The 17,817-nt window shown below is 70.9% G+C and carries 13 protein-coding genes; 1 reads left to right on the top strand and 12 read right to left on the bottom strand.

What is annotated here, in order from left to right:
• Nucleotides 1-9: 9 nt before the first annotated feature.
• The gene (locus Acor_RS24375) at nucleotides 10-1,917 is read right to left on the bottom strand and encodes an acetoacetate--CoA ligase (RefSeq protein WP_155339059.1); all 1,908 of its coding nucleotides are present in this window, start codon (nucleotides 1,915-1,917) and stop codon (nucleotides 10-12) included.
• Nucleotides 1,918-2,012: 95 nt separating this feature from the next.
• On the opposite strand from Acor_RS24375, the gene Acor_RS24370 reads away from it, so the two are divergent.
• Nucleotides 2,013-2,705, top strand: coding sequence for a hemerythrin domain-containing protein (locus Acor_RS24370; RefSeq protein WP_155339058.1), 693 nt, complete (start codon nucleotides 2,013-2,015; stop codon nucleotides 2,703-2,705).
• 7 nt (nucleotides 2,706-2,712) lie between these two features.
• Here the strand turns inward: Acor_RS24370 and Acor_RS24365 are convergent, their stop codons facing one another.
• From Acor_RS24365 to Acor_RS24315, 11 genes are all read right to left on the bottom strand, one after another.
• Complete coding sequence (locus tag Acor_RS24365) at nucleotides 2,713-6,024, bottom strand: ATP-binding protein (RefSeq protein ID WP_155339057.1); 3,312 nt, start codon at nucleotides 6,022-6,024, stop codon at nucleotides 2,713-2,715.
• A gap of 285 nt (nucleotides 6,025-6,309) precedes the next feature.
• Entirely contained in the window at nucleotides 6,310-7,017 is a 708-nt protein-coding gene (locus tag Acor_RS24360) for an HAD family hydrolase (protein ID WP_246239053.1), read from the bottom strand.
• Nucleotides 7,018-7,119: 102 nt separating this feature from the next.
• Nucleotides 7,120-7,788, bottom strand: coding sequence for an HAD family hydrolase (locus Acor_RS24355; RefSeq protein ID WP_155339055.1), 669 nt, complete (start codon nucleotides 7,786-7,788; stop codon nucleotides 7,120-7,122).
• 188 nt (nucleotides 7,789-7,976) lie between these two features.
• On the bottom strand, nucleotides 7,977-8,615 hold the full coding sequence (locus Acor_RS24350) for a siderophore-interacting protein (RefSeq protein WP_281353256.1): 639 nt from the start codon (nucleotides 8,613-8,615) through the stop codon (nucleotides 7,977-7,979).
• Nucleotides 8,616-8,860: 245 nt separating this feature from the next.
• The gene (locus Acor_RS24345) at nucleotides 8,861-9,493 is read right to left on the bottom strand and encodes a hemerythrin domain-containing protein (protein WP_155339054.1); all 633 of its coding nucleotides are present in this window, start codon (nucleotides 9,491-9,493) and stop codon (nucleotides 8,861-8,863) included.
• A gap of 34 nt (nucleotides 9,494-9,527) precedes the next feature.
• A complete protein-coding gene (locus Acor_RS24340) occupies nucleotides 9,528-12,746 on the bottom strand; it encodes an ATP-binding protein (protein WP_155339053.1) in 3,219 nt (1,072 codons plus the stop codon).
• Between the two features lie 22 nt (nucleotides 12,747-12,768).
• Nucleotides 12,769-13,275, bottom strand: coding sequence for a DUF6912 family protein (locus tag Acor_RS24335; RefSeq protein ID WP_155339052.1), 507 nt, complete (start codon nucleotides 13,273-13,275; stop codon nucleotides 12,769-12,771).
• Between the two features lie 328 nt (nucleotides 13,276-13,603).
• Nucleotides 13,604-14,257: an HAD family hydrolase gene (locus tag Acor_RS24330; RefSeq protein WP_155339051.1), complete on the bottom strand. Its 654-nt coding sequence runs from the start codon at nucleotides 14,255-14,257 to the stop codon at nucleotides 13,604-13,606.
• Between the two features lie 151 nt (nucleotides 14,258-14,408).
• On the bottom strand, nucleotides 14,409-15,551 hold the full coding sequence (gene nagZ / locus Acor_RS24325) for a beta-N-acetylhexosaminidase (RefSeq protein ID WP_246239051.1): 1,143 nt from the start codon (nucleotides 15,549-15,551) through the stop codon (nucleotides 14,409-14,411).
• 302 nt (nucleotides 15,552-15,853) lie between these two features.
• Nucleotides 15,854-17,545 (bottom strand): phosphoenolpyruvate--protein phosphotransferase, encoded by a 1,692-nt coding sequence (gene ptsP, locus Acor_RS24320; RefSeq protein ID WP_155339050.1) that lies wholly within the window; start codon nucleotides 17,543-17,545, stop codon nucleotides 15,854-15,856.
• 1 nt (nucleotide 17,546) lies between these two features.
• Complete coding sequence (locus tag Acor_RS24315; protein ID WP_155339049.1) at nucleotides 17,547-17,810, bottom strand: HPr family phosphocarrier protein; 264 nt, start codon at nucleotides 17,808-17,810, stop codon at nucleotides 17,547-17,549.
• Nucleotides 17,811-17,817 lie beyond the last annotated feature (7 nt).

Here is a 17,817-nt window from a genome sequence, read left to right as displayed (position 1 = left end):
GCGATCTGGCTAGGGAATAGGGCGGAAGTGGTCTAGGACTTCGGGATTGACCATCGCGTCGAGGTTGGCGGCTTTCGCGACGGGCACCCCGAGCAGGATCTTGCGCACCGGGACCTCCAGCTTCTTGCCGGAGAGGGTGCGGGGGATGCCGGGCACCTCGATGATCTCGTCGGGGACGTGCCGGGGGGAGAGTTCCTTCCGCAGGGTGGTACGGAGGCGGGCCACCAGGGCTTCGTCCAGATCCGTCCCGGCGGTCAGCGTGACGTACAGCAGCAGGCGGCCGTCCTGGCCGAGCTGGCCGGTGTCGATCACCAGGCTGTCCGCCACCTCGTCGAAACGCTCGACCACCCGGTAGAACTCGCTGGTGCCCATCCGGACGCCGCCCCGGTTGAGGGTCGAGTCGGAGCGGCCGTAGATCACGCAGCCGCCGTCCGGGAGGATCTTGATCCAGTCGCCGTGCCGCCAGATGCCGGGATAGTCGGCGAAATACGACTCGTGGTAGCGGGCGCCCTCCGGGTCGTTCCAGAACATGACCGGCATCGACGGCATCGGCTGGGTGAGGACGAGCTCCCCCACCTCGCCGACGACCGGCTCACCCTCCGGGTCGTACGCCTCGACGCGCGCGCCCAGGCAGCGGCACGGGATCACGCCCGCCCGGACCGGGAGCAGCGGGACCGCGCCCACGAAACCGGTGCAGACGTCGGTGCCGCCGGAGAAGGAGCCGAGCTGGACGTCCGGTTTGACGTCGGAGTAGATCCAGGCGAAGCCCTCCGGGGGCAGCGGGGAGCCGGTCGAGCCGAGGCCGCGCAGCGCGTCCAGGCCGCGCGGTTTCACCCCGGCCTTCATCGAGGCCACCAGGTACGGCGCGCCCGTGCCGAAGTAGGTCACGCCCTCCTCGGCGGTCACGTTCCAGAGCGCGTCGGTGCCGGGGTGGGCGGCGGAGCCGTCGTACAGGACCACGGTGGCGCCGACGAGCAGGCCGCCGGCCAGGAAGTTCCACATCATCCAGCCGGTCGTGGTGTACCAGAAGAAGACGTCGCCGGGGCCGAGGTCCTGGTGGAACGAGAGCGCCTTGAGGTGTTCCAGGACGATTCCGCCGTGGCCGTGGACGATCGGTTTGGGCAGGCCGGTGGTGCCCGAGGAGTAGACGATCCAGAGCGGATGCCCGAAAGGCACCCGGTCGAACTCGGGCTCCTTCGCCTCCGACCTGAGGTCGTCCCAGGTCACGGCGTTCTCGATGGGGTTCTGGTACGGCACGCAGACGGTCGCCGCCAGCGACGGGAGGGTGGCGGCGATGTCCCCGACGACGTCGCGGCGGTCGAAGCTCTTGCCGCCGTAGCGGTAGCCGTCGACGGCGAACAGGACCTTGGGTTCGATCTGGGTGAAACGGTCGATGACGCTGGGGGCGCCGAAGTCCGGGGAGCAGGAGGACCAGATGGCGCCGAGGGAGGCCGTGGCGAGGAAGGCGATCAGGGCTTCCGGGATGTTGGGCAGGTAGGCGGCGACGCGGTCGCCCCGGGCCACGCCGAGCCGTACCAGCCCGGCCCGGACCCGGCCGACCTCGGCCCGCAACTCCCCGACCGTGTAGGTCCGCCGATTTCCGGCTTCATCACGAAAAATCACGCTTAGGCGGTCGGGGTCGCCGCGCAGGGCGTTCTCCGCGTAGTTGATCGTCGCATCGGGGAACCACCGGGCGTCGGGCATCGCGCCGGTGACGACCGGGCCGTCGCCCCGCTCTCCCGCCACCGCGAAGTAGTCCCAGATGGACGTCCAGAACTCGGCCGGGGAGTCGACCGACCATTGCCACAGATCCTGATACGGGCCCGGCCGGGACAGCCACTCCTGGTATCGAGTGATCTTCGCGGACCGGAGAACCTCCGGGGTGGGGTCCCAGAGCACAGCGCCTTCGTCAACCATGGCCCCCATCCTGCCCTCCCCTCGGAGCGGGATCCAAGAAAGCTCAAAGTGCGAGGTCGCACCCTCAGAGGGACAGCCCACCACGAAGGAGCATCATGGCCCCCGCCACGACCACCATCCGGCCGCGCCGCCCCGGCGACCCCGAAGTGAACCTGACGATCTACGGCGTCGCGCACCGGGCGATGCGCCAGGGCGCCCGCGAACTCGCCGCCCTCGCGCACACCCTGCGCGATGGCACGGTCCCGCTCACCCCCGCCCGAGCCAAAGCCCTCGCCGAGTACGTCCGCCTGATGACCGAGGAGATCCACCTCCACCACCACGGCGAGGACACCGTCGGCTGGCCGATCATCCAGGCGTCCGCCGGCCACGCCGTCGACCTGGAGCCGTTCACCGCCGACCACGACCAGCTCGACCCCATCCTGGACCGGCTGCGCCGCGCCTCCACCCTGCTGGTCACCCACCCCGGCGACCTGACCGCCCGCGAGACCCTCGCCACCGACTCGACCGTGCTGCGCGACCTGCTCGACGAGCACATCGACGAGGAGGAGCGCGACATCTTCCCGATCATCCGGACCTACGTCTCCGTGGCCGACTTCCAGTCCTGGGAGCACCAGATGATGACGAACTACCCGAAGAAGAACCTCTGGTTCCTCATCCCCTGGTCGGTCTCGGCCATCCCGGCCGCCGAGGTCCCGGCCGCGCTCGCGCTCACCCCGCTGGCCTTCCGGATCGCCAACCGCCTGTTCAGCGGCAAGTACCGCCGGTTCCACCAGCTCATCTTCGGGTGAGCCCCGATCAGCCGCCCGGCAGCGCGGCGCGGGCCCGAGCCTCCCAGTGGGGGGCTCCGGCCCGCTGCGCGACCTTGAGCGCCTGCCGCCAGTCCTCGCTCGGATCCCGGCCGAGCAGGGCGGCCAGCCCGGCCAGCCGCTCCGCGACCGGCGCCAGCACCATGGCCATGGTCTCGCCCCCGCTCACGCAGTCGCGGTACGGCGCCAGCGTCCCGTAGAGCTCTTCAGCGATCGCGCGGTCCGCGAGCAGGATCGCGGCGTCGGCGCGGAACGCCTGCATGAGCAGCCAGAGGTAGTCGAAGGGCGGTTCGTGGCGGAGCAGCCCCGCGGCGTCCGGGCGGCCCTCGATCGCGGCCTGCAGGGCGACCAGCGGGCGGGCGGCCTCGGGGTAGGCCGCGCTCAGCTGCTGGATATCCGGTTCCGCCTCGGGCAGCCGTCCGGTTTCGTGCAGGCGGCACACGCGGACCAGCATCATCGAGCCGTAGATGTCCCACATTTCAGCTTCCACGGCCTTCGCCGCGACCTCGGCGAACATCCGTTCCGCCTCGCTCTCGCGGCCCTGGAGGCGCTCGATCGCGGCCACGGCCAGGCCGGCCAGCGCGGCGGCTTCGCGCAGCTCATACCGTTCCGCGAGCTCGCGGGCGGCCTCGATCAGCACCGACGCCTCCTCCACCGCGCCCCGGGCCAGCAGCGCGGAACTGCGGGACAGCAGGCCGAGCGCCTCCACCCCCGGCAGGCGTTCCCGCCGGCCCAGCTCGACGAGCTCCGCCCCGATCTCCAGCACCAGATCGTATTTTCCGGGTACGCGATTGACGATGTAGTACGCGTTCAGCGCGACCACCAGCACGGAAGCGTTCCCCAGCGTCCTGGCCAGCGCCACCGACTCCTCGGCCGCGGCGGACGCCCCTGCCGGGTCGTGCCAGATGGCGGCCTCCAGCGCGAACGTCGCCAGCAGCCGGGCCCGCAGCTCGGTCTCACCGTCCGGCAGCCCGGCCAGGGTACGGCTGATCAGCTCGACGTGGGCCACGTCGGTCTGACCGTGATTGCGGTTGTTCCACATCATCGGCGTGTCGATGGCCGTGATCGCCGCGGCGGTGAGCGCCCGGTCGCCGGTCACCTCCGCGCTCCTGATCGCCTCCGCGCGTGACTCGCGCGCCGACTGCGCCAGCCCGGCCAGCTGCTCGGCCCTGGCCCGCTCGCGCAGCAACTCGGCGCGTACCCGCAGGTCCGCGCGTGGATCCACGAGATGCACGGTCAGCGCCCGCGCCCACAGCGCCACCGCCGACCGGTACGCGAACCGCTGCTCGGCCTGTACGGCTGCCGCCCGGCAGTACCGGACCGCCTTGTCGGCGCAGCCCAGCGTGGCGGCCTCCGCGAAGTGGTGCGCGAGCGCGCCGACGTCGGCAGGGCGGAGCTCCTCCATCGCCTCGGCGATCCGGAAGTGCAGCCGGGCCCTGCGTAGTTTGGGCAGGTCGCGGTAGATGGTGTCCATGACCAGGGCGTGCGCGAAGCGGACCTTGCCGGGGGCGGGTTCCTCCAGCAGGCCGGCCACGATGGCGATCTCCAGTGCGTCGTAGACCTCGTCGGTGTGGTGGGGCTCGGCCCGTACCAGCACGGAGACCTCGGCCTCGCGGCCGACGGCGGCGAAGGTGCGCAGCACGTTCTTGGCCACCGCGGGGAGCCGGGCCACCCGCCGCCTGATCACGTCGGCGGCGCCGGCCGGGACCTCGCTGGTGGCGACCAGCACGCCCTCGCTCGCCAGCAGGCGGGCGGTCTCCCTGGCGTAGAACGGGTTGCCGTCGCTGCGGGCCGCGATGGCGGCCACCGCGTACTCGTCGGCGCGGTCCTGTGCGTCGACCTCGGCGCAGGTCAGCCGGACCAGGGCGGCCACGTCGGCGGCGGCGAGGCCGGTCAGGTCGATCCTGGCCGCCTCCTGCCTGGCCAGGGCTGAACAGGTTTCCGCGAGTTCCTCGCTCACCTCGGCGGAGCGGTAGGTGCCGACCACGAAGACCGCGGCGGGTTCCGGGTCGGCGGCGAGGTCGCGGAGCGCGCCCAGGGTCGCCTCGTCCGCGCGGTTGAGATCGTCCAGGACGACCAGCAGGGGCCGGACGGCGGCCACTCGGGCGAGATATCCGGACAAAGCACGATGAACGTGGAAGCGGGTGGTGGAGGCGCCCAGCCGGAGCACCTCCCACTCCTCGCGGGTGCGCGGGACGGCCTGGTCGAACGTGGTCATGACCTGCGCCCACGGCCAGAGCGCGGGCGAACCCTCCGCCTCGGGGCAGCGTCCCCAGGAGACCGCCCAGCCCTGGGCCTCCAGTTCCGCCGCCAGCGCGCCGACCAGGGCGCTCTTCCCGATGCCCGGCTCCCCGGAGATCAGGGCCGCGCCGCGCCGGCCGGTGGCCAGGATCGACTGGGCCCGGTCGCGCAGCGTCTTGAGTTCGGCTTCGCGTCCGATCAGGCGATCATTCGGTTCCGCCCTTTCGAGCGGCGGGGGCTGCTCGATCGCCGTTATGGATTCGCCGCCGCCGACGCCGTGCAGCATGGTCGTCTGGTCGAGGGCCGGGTCCTGGGCCAGGACGGCGACCTCGATCTCGCGCAGGCGCGGGCCCGGATCCACGCCGAGTTCGGCGATCAGGACATCCCGGGCGCGGCGCAGGACCGACAGCGCGTCGCCCTGGCGTCCCGACCGGTAGAGCGCCAGCGCCAGCAGCCGCCACGACTCCTCCCGCAGCGGCGACTCGGCGACCAGCACCTCCAGCTCGGCCGCCGCCGCGGCCGCCCGGCCGGAACCCAGCAGGCCCATCGCGCGCAGCTGCCGGGCGTGCGCCCGCAGCTCGTCCAGGCGTACGACCTCCGGTCCCGCCCAGTCGTCTCCCGCGACCTCCGAGTACGCGGGGCCCTGCCAGCGGGCGAGCGCGCGATCCAGCAGGCTGACGGCCTGGGCGGGCGCGCGGAACAGATCCGACTCCTCGGCCTGGCGGACTTCCTGCTCGAAGAGCCAGGCGTCCAGGTCGTCGGGCTGGAACCGGAGGGCGTAGCCGGGGGCGGCGCTGACCAGGATTTTCGCGGGAGTGCGCGGGGGGCGATCCGGTTCGAGGACGCGCCTGAGCAGTGAGATGTTCGACTGGAGCAGTCCGGAGGCGCCGGTGGAGACCGAATCCCCCCAGAGGTCCTCGATCAGGCGATCCGCGGGGACCACCCGGCCGCTGGCGATGAGCAGCCGCGCCACCACGGCCCGCTGACGCCGGGGGCCGAGCGCGATCGACCGGCCGTCCACGTCAAACGCTTCAAGCGGCCCAAGCACCTGGAAACGCATCCGTACCCACCCGGGACTTGTAGCGATTTATCGCCCTAATAGTGGGGCGACAGGTTGGAACGAAGCAAACGGGGATTAGCGGACCGCCGAGCCATGCCCTCATGCCCGGCCGCTCGCGGTTGCCCACCATTCCGTGACGGACCGCCCAGCCCTGCCTTCGGTCCTGACCGGTCGCGATTGCCCGCCCATTCCGTCACTGCGGCCGGCTCGTCGCCCGAGTGGAGAATCGCAGCATGCTTGGGCATGCGGCGTCCCGCACCAGGGACCGACGCGATCGAGGGCGGGTCAGCTGGCTTTGCGGTTGACCGGGCTGGTGAGGCGGGCGATGGCGGCGACGACTTCGGAGGCGTTGGCGAGGTCGGGGAGGATGATGTCCGCGCCAGCTTCGCGTAGTTCGGCCTCGGTGGAGCGGCCCGAGGCTACGGCGATCATGGCGGCGCCGCCGATCTGGGCGGCCTGGACGTCGCGGGTGGAGTCGCCGATCAGGACGGTGTTCCCGGCGTCGAAGCGGAAGCCGTACTTGTCCTTGGCGCGGCCTTGGGCGACCTGGAGCAGGGTGGCTTTGGGGTAGACCTCTTCGCCGTACCCGCCGACCTCGAAGTCCACCCACTTGTTCAGGCCGAAGGCGGCTAATTTGTGCACGGCGTTGGTTTTGATCGTGCCGGTCAGCACGGACTGGACGACCCCGTCGAGGCGGGAGATCGCCTTCAGCGCGTCCTTGGCGCCCGGCATCGCCCTGCCCTCTTTGTCCAGTCGCCGCCGCTTGTCGGTGAACGCCACGGCCAGCGCGTCGATGAACCGGGGCAGGTGATAGTCCTCCACCTGAATCCCGTTGATCGCCAATGTCTCGAAGATGATCTCCGAGTCCGGCCTCCCCATGGCCACGGCCAGCTTCACCAACGGCCGCCCGGTCACCATCCGGAACGCGTCGGCATACGCGTCGCGAGCAACGATCGTGACGTCGACCAACGTCAGATCGACATTCCAGAGCACGAGCCGGTTAATCGCGACCTCCGAGGGGGGAAAACCTCAACTCCGCTCAGCGTACGACCAACCCACCCCAGTTAACCCATCCAATGCCGGATGGATTGCCCGCTAGTGGATGGATCGTCTGCTTTCCGCCGAACCTGTGTCAGCGAGGTTCAGTGCCTGCTGCAACGAGTCCACGACGGGGACGCCGACCCGCTCCAGCTCCGACCGGCGGGTCATGCCTCCGGTGTAGAGGATCGCCCTGGCCCCGACGTGCTGCGCGGCATGCGCGTCATCCACGCTGTCCCCGATCACCACGACCTGACCAGGATCGAGATCGAGGGCCTTGAGGTGCAGGACCATGTGCTCCGCCTTGGGCCCGCCGGAAGCGGCCCGGAGCCCGTCCACCCGGGCGAAGTGATGGTCGAGCCCGAACTCGCCCACCTTCGGCACCAGCCGATCGTGTCCCCACATCGACAGCAGCGACTGCGTCCGCCCCGAGTCGCCCCAGGCCCGCAGACTCGCCGTCGCACCCTCCGCGAGCTGACACGCCAGCATCAGCTCGTGGTAGTGGAGATGAAACCCGTGATCGAGCTGCTCCCACTCGCCTTCCGCGAGCGGCCGCCCGATGATCCGCTCATACGCCACCCAGATCGGCCGCGTATAAACCTCCCGAAACCCCTCAAGATCAAACGGCCCCACCCCATACGGCCGGAAGATCTCATTCGTAGCTCCAACGACCGCATCCGTGTCGTGAAAGAGCGTCCCGTTCCAGTCCCAAACAATGTGTGTCATCGTCCGCCAGTTTAATAGACCCCACCGACAACCCCCTGGTCACCCACCTCATAGGCTCCAACCCAGGCGGCTACCTCACTCACCAGTGCTCGCCCGGCCACACCACCGGAAATCTCCCACCGAACGCCCTTACCCAAGGCCCACTCTCGCGATGAGCCGGTTTGCCCTGCTTGCGGTGAATCTCGGTCTTACTCAAGGCCCACTCTTCCCGGTGTCCAGAACGGCTTGGTCAGCACCGCCCGCCGAGGCCACCCCCGCTCCCGCACGAGGTGATCACGCACCATCTGGATGGTCTTCGCCTCCCCCGCCACATACGCGACCCCGGCCTCCGCCGGCAGGCTCAACCCTCGAACGGCCTCGACCAACTCCCCCGACTCCGCCGCGCTCCGCTCCCCCCGGAAAATCCACCGAACCGCGTCCCCCAGCTCAAGCAGATCGTCTTTCCCCGCGACCTCGACAACCCCGAACACGGAGGCGTCCCCCAGCCCCCGGATCATCGGCCCGAACGCGACCGCCGCCGTCTCCTCCCCCACGAACAGGTGGTACGCCCCCTCCTGCACGACGAACGCCCCCTCAGGCTTGTTGAACGTCACCTCATCCCCGACAGCCACCCGCCGAGCCCACCGCGCCCCCGGCCCTTCCCCATGATCGAGAACACGCAACTCCAACCCCCCATCAAGATCCCAAACCGAATAGGTCCGCAGAAAGTCCCCAGGCCGCCGCCAGTTCCGAAACGCCAACGGATCCGTCACCAGAACCCGAACCTGCTGCCCCGCAGCCCACGCCAACCCCCCAACCCCATCCCCTTCAACCCGAATCCCCCGCATCCTCCCCGCCACCATCCGAACCTCGGTCACCACCCCGGTAACCAGAATCAGATCCCGAACCCGCCGCCCCAACCCAGTAGAAGCACCCATATCCCACGGAACAAAGCCACCACCGACTTTGCCCCTGACCCCTCTCCTCCACCGGACCGACCAAAGCGGATTCAAGATATATCTCGACTTATCGTCCGTCAACGCTTTAGCTGGAGCAGGGGTGAGCCCGGGTGCACTTCGCCCGGGCTCCAGCGTCAGCCGAACACCTGCGCGACACGTCGCTCGTACGCCCGACGCCAGGCCAGCCGGTAGAGCACCCGCATGATCAGCGGCACGGTGGCGAGGATGTGGGCCCGCTGTTCCTCGGACGCGGCGTCCAGGGTCCACGCGGCCACCATGGGCAGCTCCCGCCCGTGGCTCTTGACGACCGCCTTGCCCGACTCCTCCCACCACTCGGGTGTGATGTGCGCTCGGATCAGCGGGACCACCTGGGACTCCTCCAGGTCGAGATGCGTGTTCAGCAGCTCGTGCAGCCGGCGCAGGTCGCGGGCCTGCTCCGGCGCCGGGCGTGGACGCCCGGTGAGGCGCGCGATCACGTCGTCCATCTCCTGGTGCTCGGCCTCCAGCCGGTCCAGCACCTCGGTGGACTCGGGCACCAGGGAGCGGAGCAGCGGCCAGATGTTGGCGTCCTCGTCCGAGTGGTGGTGGTGCAGGGCCCGCAGCTGCATGGCGGTGTGCTCGTCGATGAGGGCGCGGCGGCGCTCGTCCCCGGCCGGGCAGCGGTCCAGCGCCTCGGCGAGGCGGCCGAAATCGCGGCGGAGCCCACGGTGGAAAGCCAGGAAGAGCGTGAGGTCGGGGCCCGTGCCCCGTTCGATGTTCGTCGTCATGCGACCACGATGGCCGCGCCCACTACGGCGCGACTCAACGAACACTTGTGATGCGCCTGGCCCACCAGGTCAGACCGGCCCGCTCGCAGCGCTCCGCCGCCGCGTCGAGGTGGGCGCGGCGGGCCCCGGGATCCGCGGCGAGCAGGCCGAGGTAGTAGCCGACCGGCCCGGCGGGGAACGTCCCCGCCCCGAACGCCAGGCGGTCCTCGTAGGGCAGCAGCCGCTGGTACACGTGCCGGCTCCCCGCCACGTCCCCGGCCGCCTGCATGGCCAGCCCGCTCAGGCAGGTCGTGGCCAGCTCGGTGAAATCACGCGGCAGCGGGCGCCAGCCCTCCCGGCGGATCGCCGCCAGCGTCTCCGTGTCGCCTCTGTAGGACGCCGACACGGCGCGGATGACCTGCCGATGCGCCGGGAACGGCGAGAATCGCGCGATCAGCTCCTCGTCTTCGACGGGCTCGCCGTTGTGCAGCTGGGCGCAGATGAGACCCGCGGCCAGCGTCGCCTCCGTGTGCCATAGGTTGAGCCGCTCCCCCGCCTCGGCCGCGGCCGTGTACGCCTCCTCCGCACCCGCCCGGTCGCCCTCCATGAGCCGCCGGGCACCCGAGTAGATGAGGTGCTGGAAGCGGGGCCAGGGCAGGTCGAGCCGCTCGACCAGCCGGCCGGCCCGGTGGGCGGCCTCGTCCGCGCCGCGCACGTCGTACAGTTCCAGCCGGGTCCGCTCCTGGATCAGCCGGCCGAGCAGCTCGAAGCCGGGCAGTCCCAGTTCCACCAGCTCGTCGCCGATCGAGTCGAGCTCGCGCATTCGCTCGGGCAGCTGGACGCCCAGGTAGCGGGCGTTGAGCGTGATGGCCAGCAGCCGCTTGTCCGCTCCCCCGGCGACCAGGCGACGGGCCATCGCCAGCGCCTCCGCCGTGGCGAGGTCGCACCGCGGGTCCGCCGAGCCGTCGTACCGCTCCATGCCGAGGCAGCCGAGCAGGCGGCAGCGCAGTTCAGAGTCGTCTCCGGGCAACCGGTCGAGCACGCTCTCGATCCGCTCGACCGAGTGCACTTCCATGTCCCCGTAGGTGTAGAACTTCCACAGGCCCGGCGCGTCGAGACTGGTCAGCGCCCGCGCGGCCAGAGCGTCGCCGCCGGTCCTGTCGGCGGCGAACACCGCCTCGTTGCGAGTGGCCCGCGCGGCGAAACCGTCGCCGGCGTCGAGCTGAGCGCGGACGAGGCCGAGCAGCAGCTCCACGTGCCGCGCCGGATCGGCGCCGGGCAGCCGGCCGTGCGTGTCCGCCGCCCGCCGCCACCACATGACCGCGTCCTCGTAGGCGTGCCGGCCCGCTGCCTGCCCTGCCGCCGCGGCGCACAGCTCCACGGCCGGTGCCGCTCCGATGGGTCCGGCGGCCAGGGCATGCGCGGCCATAGCGGTCAGGTCGGCCGCCGGACGGCGCTCCAGCCCGTGCAGCACGGCCAGGTGCAGCGCGGTCCGGCGCCGGGCCGACAGGTCGGCGTAGCAGGTCTCCCGGATCAGACCATGGGCGAACGCGTGGTCGTCGCCGAGCAACCGGGCGCCCTGAGCCGCCGCCACCGCCTCCCCCACCAGCATCTCCGTGGCCTCTTCGGCCGACGGATTCGTCTCTGCGAGGACTTCGGCCAGCAGTAGCGGGTCAGTCGCGTCGCCCGCCACTGCCGCCGCCTCCAGAACGGTGCGGTACGCCTCGGGCAGTCGCCTGATCCGCTGCCGCAGCACGTCCGCCAGCCCTTCGGGCACCGTGCCGAGCGCCCGGGCCAGCCCCTGGTCCTCGGCCAGCCGCAGGGTCTCGCGAATGAACAGCGGGTTGCCGCCCGTGCGCTCGGCCAGCGCGGAGGCCCGTTCGGGATCGAGACCCGACAGTTCGCCGACCGAGGCGGCGTCGAGCCCGGCCAGCGGCAGTCGCAGCGCCTGGCTGCGCCCCACCATGCCGAGCGCGTCGTACATGGCGGGTGTGCCCTCGCCCGAACGTACGGTGATGACGACGGCGACCCGCCCCCGCTGCAGTTTGGCCAGGTCGGCGAGGAGCCCGAGGGAGGCGGCGTCCGCCCACTGCAGGTCGTCGAGGAGCAACAGCAGCGGCCGGGCGGCCGACACCGACGCGAAGTAATCGGCCACCGCCCGGTGGAGCCTGAACCTGGCCTCCCCCGCCTCACCATCGCGATGGCCGGTACGGTTACGCTCGTCCTGATCGTCGGTGAGCAGGCCGAGCGCGTCCGCATGGTTCGGAGGGGCGTGCTCAGCCAGTTCCCCGACGATCTGCCGCCATGGCCACAGCGGCGGCGCGCCTGACATCTCGTGACAGTGGCCCCACGCCACCAGCCACCCCTGGGCCTGCCGCCCGCGCGCGAACTCCGCCGCGAGCCAGGTCTTCCCGATGCCCGGTTCGCCGGAGACCACCACCATGCGGGTTTGACCGGCGCTGACGTCGGCGGCCACCTCGGCGAGCCGATCGAGGTGCGCGGCCCGCCCCACCGTCAGTCGCGCCGCCGGTTCTGGTTCCGGGCCGCCCACGAAAACCGCGTCCCCCAGCGCGGGATCCTGCTCCAGGATCATCGCTTCGAGCCGCTGGATTCCCGGCCCCGGGTCCAGCCCGAGTTCCTCGGCCAGATGACGCCGGGCCGCCCGCAGGGCATCGAGTGCGTCGGCCTGCCGTCCGAGCCGGTAGAGTGCCCGGGCCAGGGTCTGCCACAGGCTCTCCCGCAGCGGGTGCGCCCTGGCCAGCCCTTCCAGCTCGGCGACCATGTCCGGCGCCGGCTCCAGCGCGGCCAGCCGTTGCTCGCGAACGGTCAGCTGGGCCTGCTCCAGGCGTTCGATCTCCGGCCGCAACCAGGACACGTCCGCGAACTCCTCGTACGGCGTGCCGCGCCACAACTTCAGGGCGTCGTCGTGCTTGCCCTGACCTGACAGCCGGACGAACTCCTCCGCGTCCAGCCAGTGCGGCCCGAGCGCGTACCCCGGTGGCCTGTTGATCAGCATCGCCGAGGGGGTGCGCGGCGCGCGCCCGGGTTCGAGCAGGCGGCGCAGGTTGGAGATGTAGCTGTGGAGCGTTCCCAGCGCACGCGGCGGAGGCTCGCCGTCGTAGAGGCCGTCGAGGAGCGCGTCAACGGAGACGGTGGCCCCGCGCGCGACGAGCAGGCGCGCCAGCAGCAGCCGCGGGCGCGGCCCACCGACATCTATCGAGCGTCCGTCGACGCGCACCGAAAAGGGCCCAAGAACATGGAACATCGCCCGCATGGGGGGATTGTGCCACGACGAGTCAGGTCAGGAGATCGGGGATCTCCTGGGTGGCGTACCAGAGGAGTTCGTGGGCGTCGGCGCCGTCCACGATGAACTGGGCGTCGTCGTCGCCGTCGTCGGCTGAGGAGAGGGCGGAGAGGGCTGCGGAGACGTCCTCCTGGGCGGGGAGGTCGTCGATGTGGACGGCGGCCAGGTTCGCCATCGGCACGGATTCCAGGACTCGGACGCGGCCGCGATCGTTCAGGTCGGGGCTCACCAGGACGGCGGTGTCGGGGACTTCGGCGGCGACTACGACCCGGCGGGCCGGGGCGTCGAAACCGTCGGCTTTGTCCGCCGCGAGCATGCGCAACGATCCGCGGGCCGCCTCCATCAGGGCGACGTACTCCAGTTCCTCGGTGTCTCCGGAGACGTACCACTCGACGAGCGCGGGCGTCACCGCGAAACCCGCCATCGGTCCCGGTCCCAGTTCGCCGGCCGCGAGGGCGCGGGCCAGGCCCGGAAGCGTGCACGGCAGATAGACACGCATGCGTTCCCCAAGATGTTCGACGCTGAAGCTTTGCCACGGCCGCCCGAATTACGAAGAGCTCCGCACGGATTCCGGGGCGCCCCGAACCCCGGACGCAGCCGATCACCCCATGAGTGTGCCAGCACCACACCACTTCCGGCGAGAACCCCTGGACCCGAAGCGCCGATCCACAGCTCCGCCAACCCTCCCGAGAGCTATTCAGCTCCCCGGCTCCGAAGCCCGTCCCGGCCAGGGACGGCATGCCGGAACGCCGCAACGACGGGCGCGTCTTCCGGATGGCGACAAGGTCACCCAGCCGCGCAACAACTACGACAAGGCCGTGCGGACTTCAGGATGCGCTGCGGAGAGGGACTCCGATGAGGGATTCCAGGTGGGTGATCGTGGTGGTGGGGGTGGTGTGGTGGAGGCCGTGGATGCCCAGGGATTGGGCGGCGGTGATGTTGGCCTGGATGTCGTCGATGAAGACGCAGTCGGCGGGGGTGAGGGCGAGCAGGTCCAGGGCGTGGTGGAAGATCCGGGGTTCGGGTTTGCGCATGCCGACTTCGCCGGAGATGACGATCTTGTCGAAGAGGTCGGGCCAGTTGTCGCGGGGGTAGTCGTTGGCCCAGGAGTTGGAGAGCAGGCAGGTTCGTACCCCCGCGGCGCGGGCGTGGCGGAGCATGTCGTTCATCGATTCGACCGGGCGGAAGCCCGCGAACATCCGGGTCAGCAGACCTTCGGCGACCGGCGGCACCCCGTCCAGGGTGAGCAGCCGCGCCGCCAGATCAAGCTCGAAATCCGCGGCCGAGATCTCGCCGCGCTCCAGCGCGTGAATCGTGTTCTCGCCATCGGCCGCCCCCTCGTAGGCGTGCAGGATCAGCTCCCGCATCACATCGCGATACCGCGACCCATCGATGCGATCAGCCGCAAGCCACTCCTCGATCGCCTCAGCCAACCCGGTGGTGAGAACCCCACCCCAGTCGATGATCACACCCTTGACCACAAACCCTCCCAAAGCAGACCGGCTCCAGCGTAAAACACCGGACTCGGCGCCAAGCGGGAGGGCCAGCCGCCCGCGGAAGCAAGGCAAACCGAGTCCAGCGTGGAACACCAGACTCCGGCACAACGCCGGAAGGTCAGCCACCCTGCGGAGGTCAGCTGTTTGTGGAGGTGAGGCGGGTGGCGGTGCGGAGGTGGGTGGGGGTTTTGAGGAGGGAAGGGGCTTTTGTGGGTGGGGGGTAGAAGTTTTTGGTGTGGAGGGAGCGGTCGGATTTTAGTTTGAGGATTCGGCGGACGGACTGGTCGAGGCGGGTTTTGGTGATGCGGCCGGAGTCGACGGCGGCGAGGACGGCCTGGTACGCCTTGGAGAGGTCGGGGGGCATGAGGAGGATGTCGGCGCCGGCCAGGATGGCGCGGACGGCCACTTCGGAGTCGCCGTATTTTTTGCGGACGCCGTCCATGTTGAGGGCGTCGGTGGAGATGACGCCCTTGAAGCCGAGTTCCTGGCGGAGCAGGCCGGTGAGGATCTTCTTGGAGAGGGTGGCGGGGTCGCCGGAGGAGTCGAGGCGGGGCATCACAATGTGGGCGCTCATGATGGCGTCGACGCCGGAGGCGATGGCGGCGCGGAAGGGCGGGGCGTCCAGGCGGTCCCATTCTGCGCGGGTGTGGTGGATCACGGGCAGGGCGGTGTGGCTGTCGGTGGCGGTGTCGCCGTGGCCGGGGAAGTGTTTGGCGGTGGCGGCGATGCCGCTGTCGTGGAAGCCCTTGATGGCGGCGCTGACCATGTCGGCGACGAGGCCAGGGTCGGAGCCGTAGGCGCGGGGGCCGATGACGGGGTTCCGGGGATTGACGTTCACGTCGGCGACGGGGGCGAAGTCCATCGAGATGCCGAGGGCCCTGAGCTCGGTGCCGGTGATCTTCGCGGCAGCGCGGGCGTTCGCGGGTTTGCCGGTGTCGCCGATGGTCTGCGCCCCGGGCAGTTTGGTGACCAGGTCACCGAGGCGGGAGACCAGGCCGTTCTCCTGGTCGACGCCGATGAGCAGGGGAACGTCGGGGGCGGCGGCGCGGAGCCCGGCGGTGAACTGCGCCAGCTGTTTCGCGTCGACGATGTTGCCGGTGCCAGGGAAGAGGATCATGCCACCGAGGTGATATTTCTCGATCACCTCGGCGGGGCTGCCGACGCCGAAGCGGGCCTGGTTCTCCTGATGGGGGGCGTCGGCGCGCGAGCCGTACAGCACCGGCATGAAGAGCTGGCCGACCTTCTCCTCGACACTCATCCGCTGGAGTTGGGCCGTCACGCGGGACACAGCAGGGGATTTCGACGGCACGGCGGAGGACGGTGCCGACGCGGACGGCTGCGGGGTGCTGCCGACCGGGGTGTTCCTCGTCGCGGAGCAAGCCGTGACCATCGCTAACATCACGCAGACGAGTGCGCGCAGGCGCACTAAACCGGAGCGTCCATGCCTTCTTACCGTGCCGTGCCCAACCATGTTCACACCGTAGCCGGAGCGACCGACATCCTGCTCGGGGATGGTGCGTACGGCTCCTCCCCCGGGCCCTGTTCCACCCGGAGGAGGAGCCGCACGCGAGTCGGCGCGGGTCAGAGACCCAGGTCGGCGAGGCCGGGGAGCTCGGCTCGGGCGGCGTCCTTCGCGGTGCTCGCGGAGAGCGCGCCACGCGCCGCGACGGCGGCCGTACGGCACTGCTCCAGGGTATGACGGCCGAGGGCGGCGCGGACCCAGGGCAGCGCGGGGGATCCCATCGAAAGTGAGGTGACGCCGAGACCCACCAGGACGCACGCGAGCACCGGGTCGGCGCCGGCCTCACCGCACACGCCGCAGCTCTTCCCGGCACCGGCGGCGCCGTCGGCGGCCAGCGCGATCAGGTCGAGTACGGCGGGATGCCACGGATCCTGCAGGTCGGCGACCCCGCTGACCTGGCGATCGGCCGCCAGCGCGTACTGGGTGAGGTCGTTGGTGCCGATCGAGAAGAAGTCGACGACGGTGGCGAGCTGGTGGGCGCGGAGCGCGGCCGAGGGGATCTCGATCATGATTCCGGCGGTGTCCAGGCCGGCGTCGTGGCAGGCGGAGACGAACCAGGAGGCCTCCTCGACGGTGGCGACCATCGGCGCCATGACGTAGGGAAGGGCCGCCGTACCGGCGGCGGCCCGCGCCAACGCCCCCAACTGACTTTCCATCATTTCCGGATATTTCCGGAACATGCGGAGGCCGCGTTCGCCGAGCGCCGGGTTGGGCTCCTCGCCGGACGGCGGCAGGAACGCCAGCGGCTTGTCCGCCCCGGCGTCCAGGGTCCGCACCACGACCCGCCCGCCGGGGAACGCGTCGAACACGGCCCGGTAGGCCGCCTCCTGCTCCTCCTCCGACGGCGCGTCCGCCCGATCGAGGAACAGGAACTCGGTGCGGAACAGCCCGACGCCCTCCGCGCCGTGCGCCAGCGCCGACTCCAGATCCTTCGGCCCGCCGATGTTGGCCAGCAGCGGCACCGCGTGCCCGTCCGAGGTCGTCCCCGGACCGGTGCTGGCGGACAGCGCCGCCTCCCGGGCCGCGGCCGCGCCGAGCAGCGCGTCCACGTCGGCCCGCGGCGGCGAAAGCCGTACCGAACCGGAGGCGCCGTCCACCAGCGCCCAGGTGCCCTGGCCGATCGAGGTGGCGCCGGCGCAGCCGACCACGGCTGGCACGCCCATCGCGCGGGCCAGGATCGCGGTGTGGCTGGTCGGGCCGCCGTCCTCGGTCACGAAGGCGGCCACCAGGTCCCGGTTGAGCAGCGCCGTGTCGGCCGGGGCCAGATCCTTGGCGACCAGCACGTACGGCTCGGCCGCCGAGTCCGGCACCCCGGGCATCGGCAGCCCGGTCAGCAGCGCGATGGTCCGATCCCGGATGTCGTCCAGGTCGGCCACCCGCTCGGCCAGGTAGCCCCCGGCCGCCGCGAGCAGGTCCCGGTACTTCCCGAACGCCTCGAACACCGCGCGCGGCGCGGCGACACCCTCGTCGATGCGCTCCGCGACCCCGACCTCAAGGCCGGGGTCGCGCGCCATCATGGCCTGCGCGCCGAGAACGTCCTGAGCCGCGCCGCCGGCCTTCGCGCCGCGCGCCTCCAGATCGTCGGCGACCCGCTCCAGCGCGTCCGCGGCCCGTTTCCGCTCGGCCGCCGCCTCGCCCTGATACCGCGAACCAGGCGCGGGTTCGGGGATCGACCCGACCAGCAGGTGTACGGGCCCGTATCCGGCGCCCGGACTGACTCCCGAACCACGCAACACCGCAGCGGTGTCCATGTCAGGTCGCCGACGCGATCGCGGCGAGCTGGTCCAGGAGCTCGTCGGCCCCCTCCCCTTCGGCGTTGATGACGATGGTGTCGCCGCGCCGGACGTCCAGCGAGAGCACCGACAGGATGCTCTTGGCGTTGACGGGGGCGCCGCTACCGCCCAGTTTGGCGACGGTGACGTCGATGGACGCCTTCGTCGCGGTCTGCACGAAGGTCGCGGCGGGACGCGCGTGCAGGCCCACCTCGGACTCGACGGTTATCTTTCGCTCGGCCACGGATACT

The organism is Acrocarpospora corrugata (assembly GCF_009687845.1).
Lineage (GTDB): Bacteria > Actinomycetota > Actinomycetes > Streptosporangiales > Streptosporangiaceae > Acrocarpospora > Acrocarpospora corrugata.
This window is presented reverse-complemented; position numbering and strand designations above follow the sequence as displayed.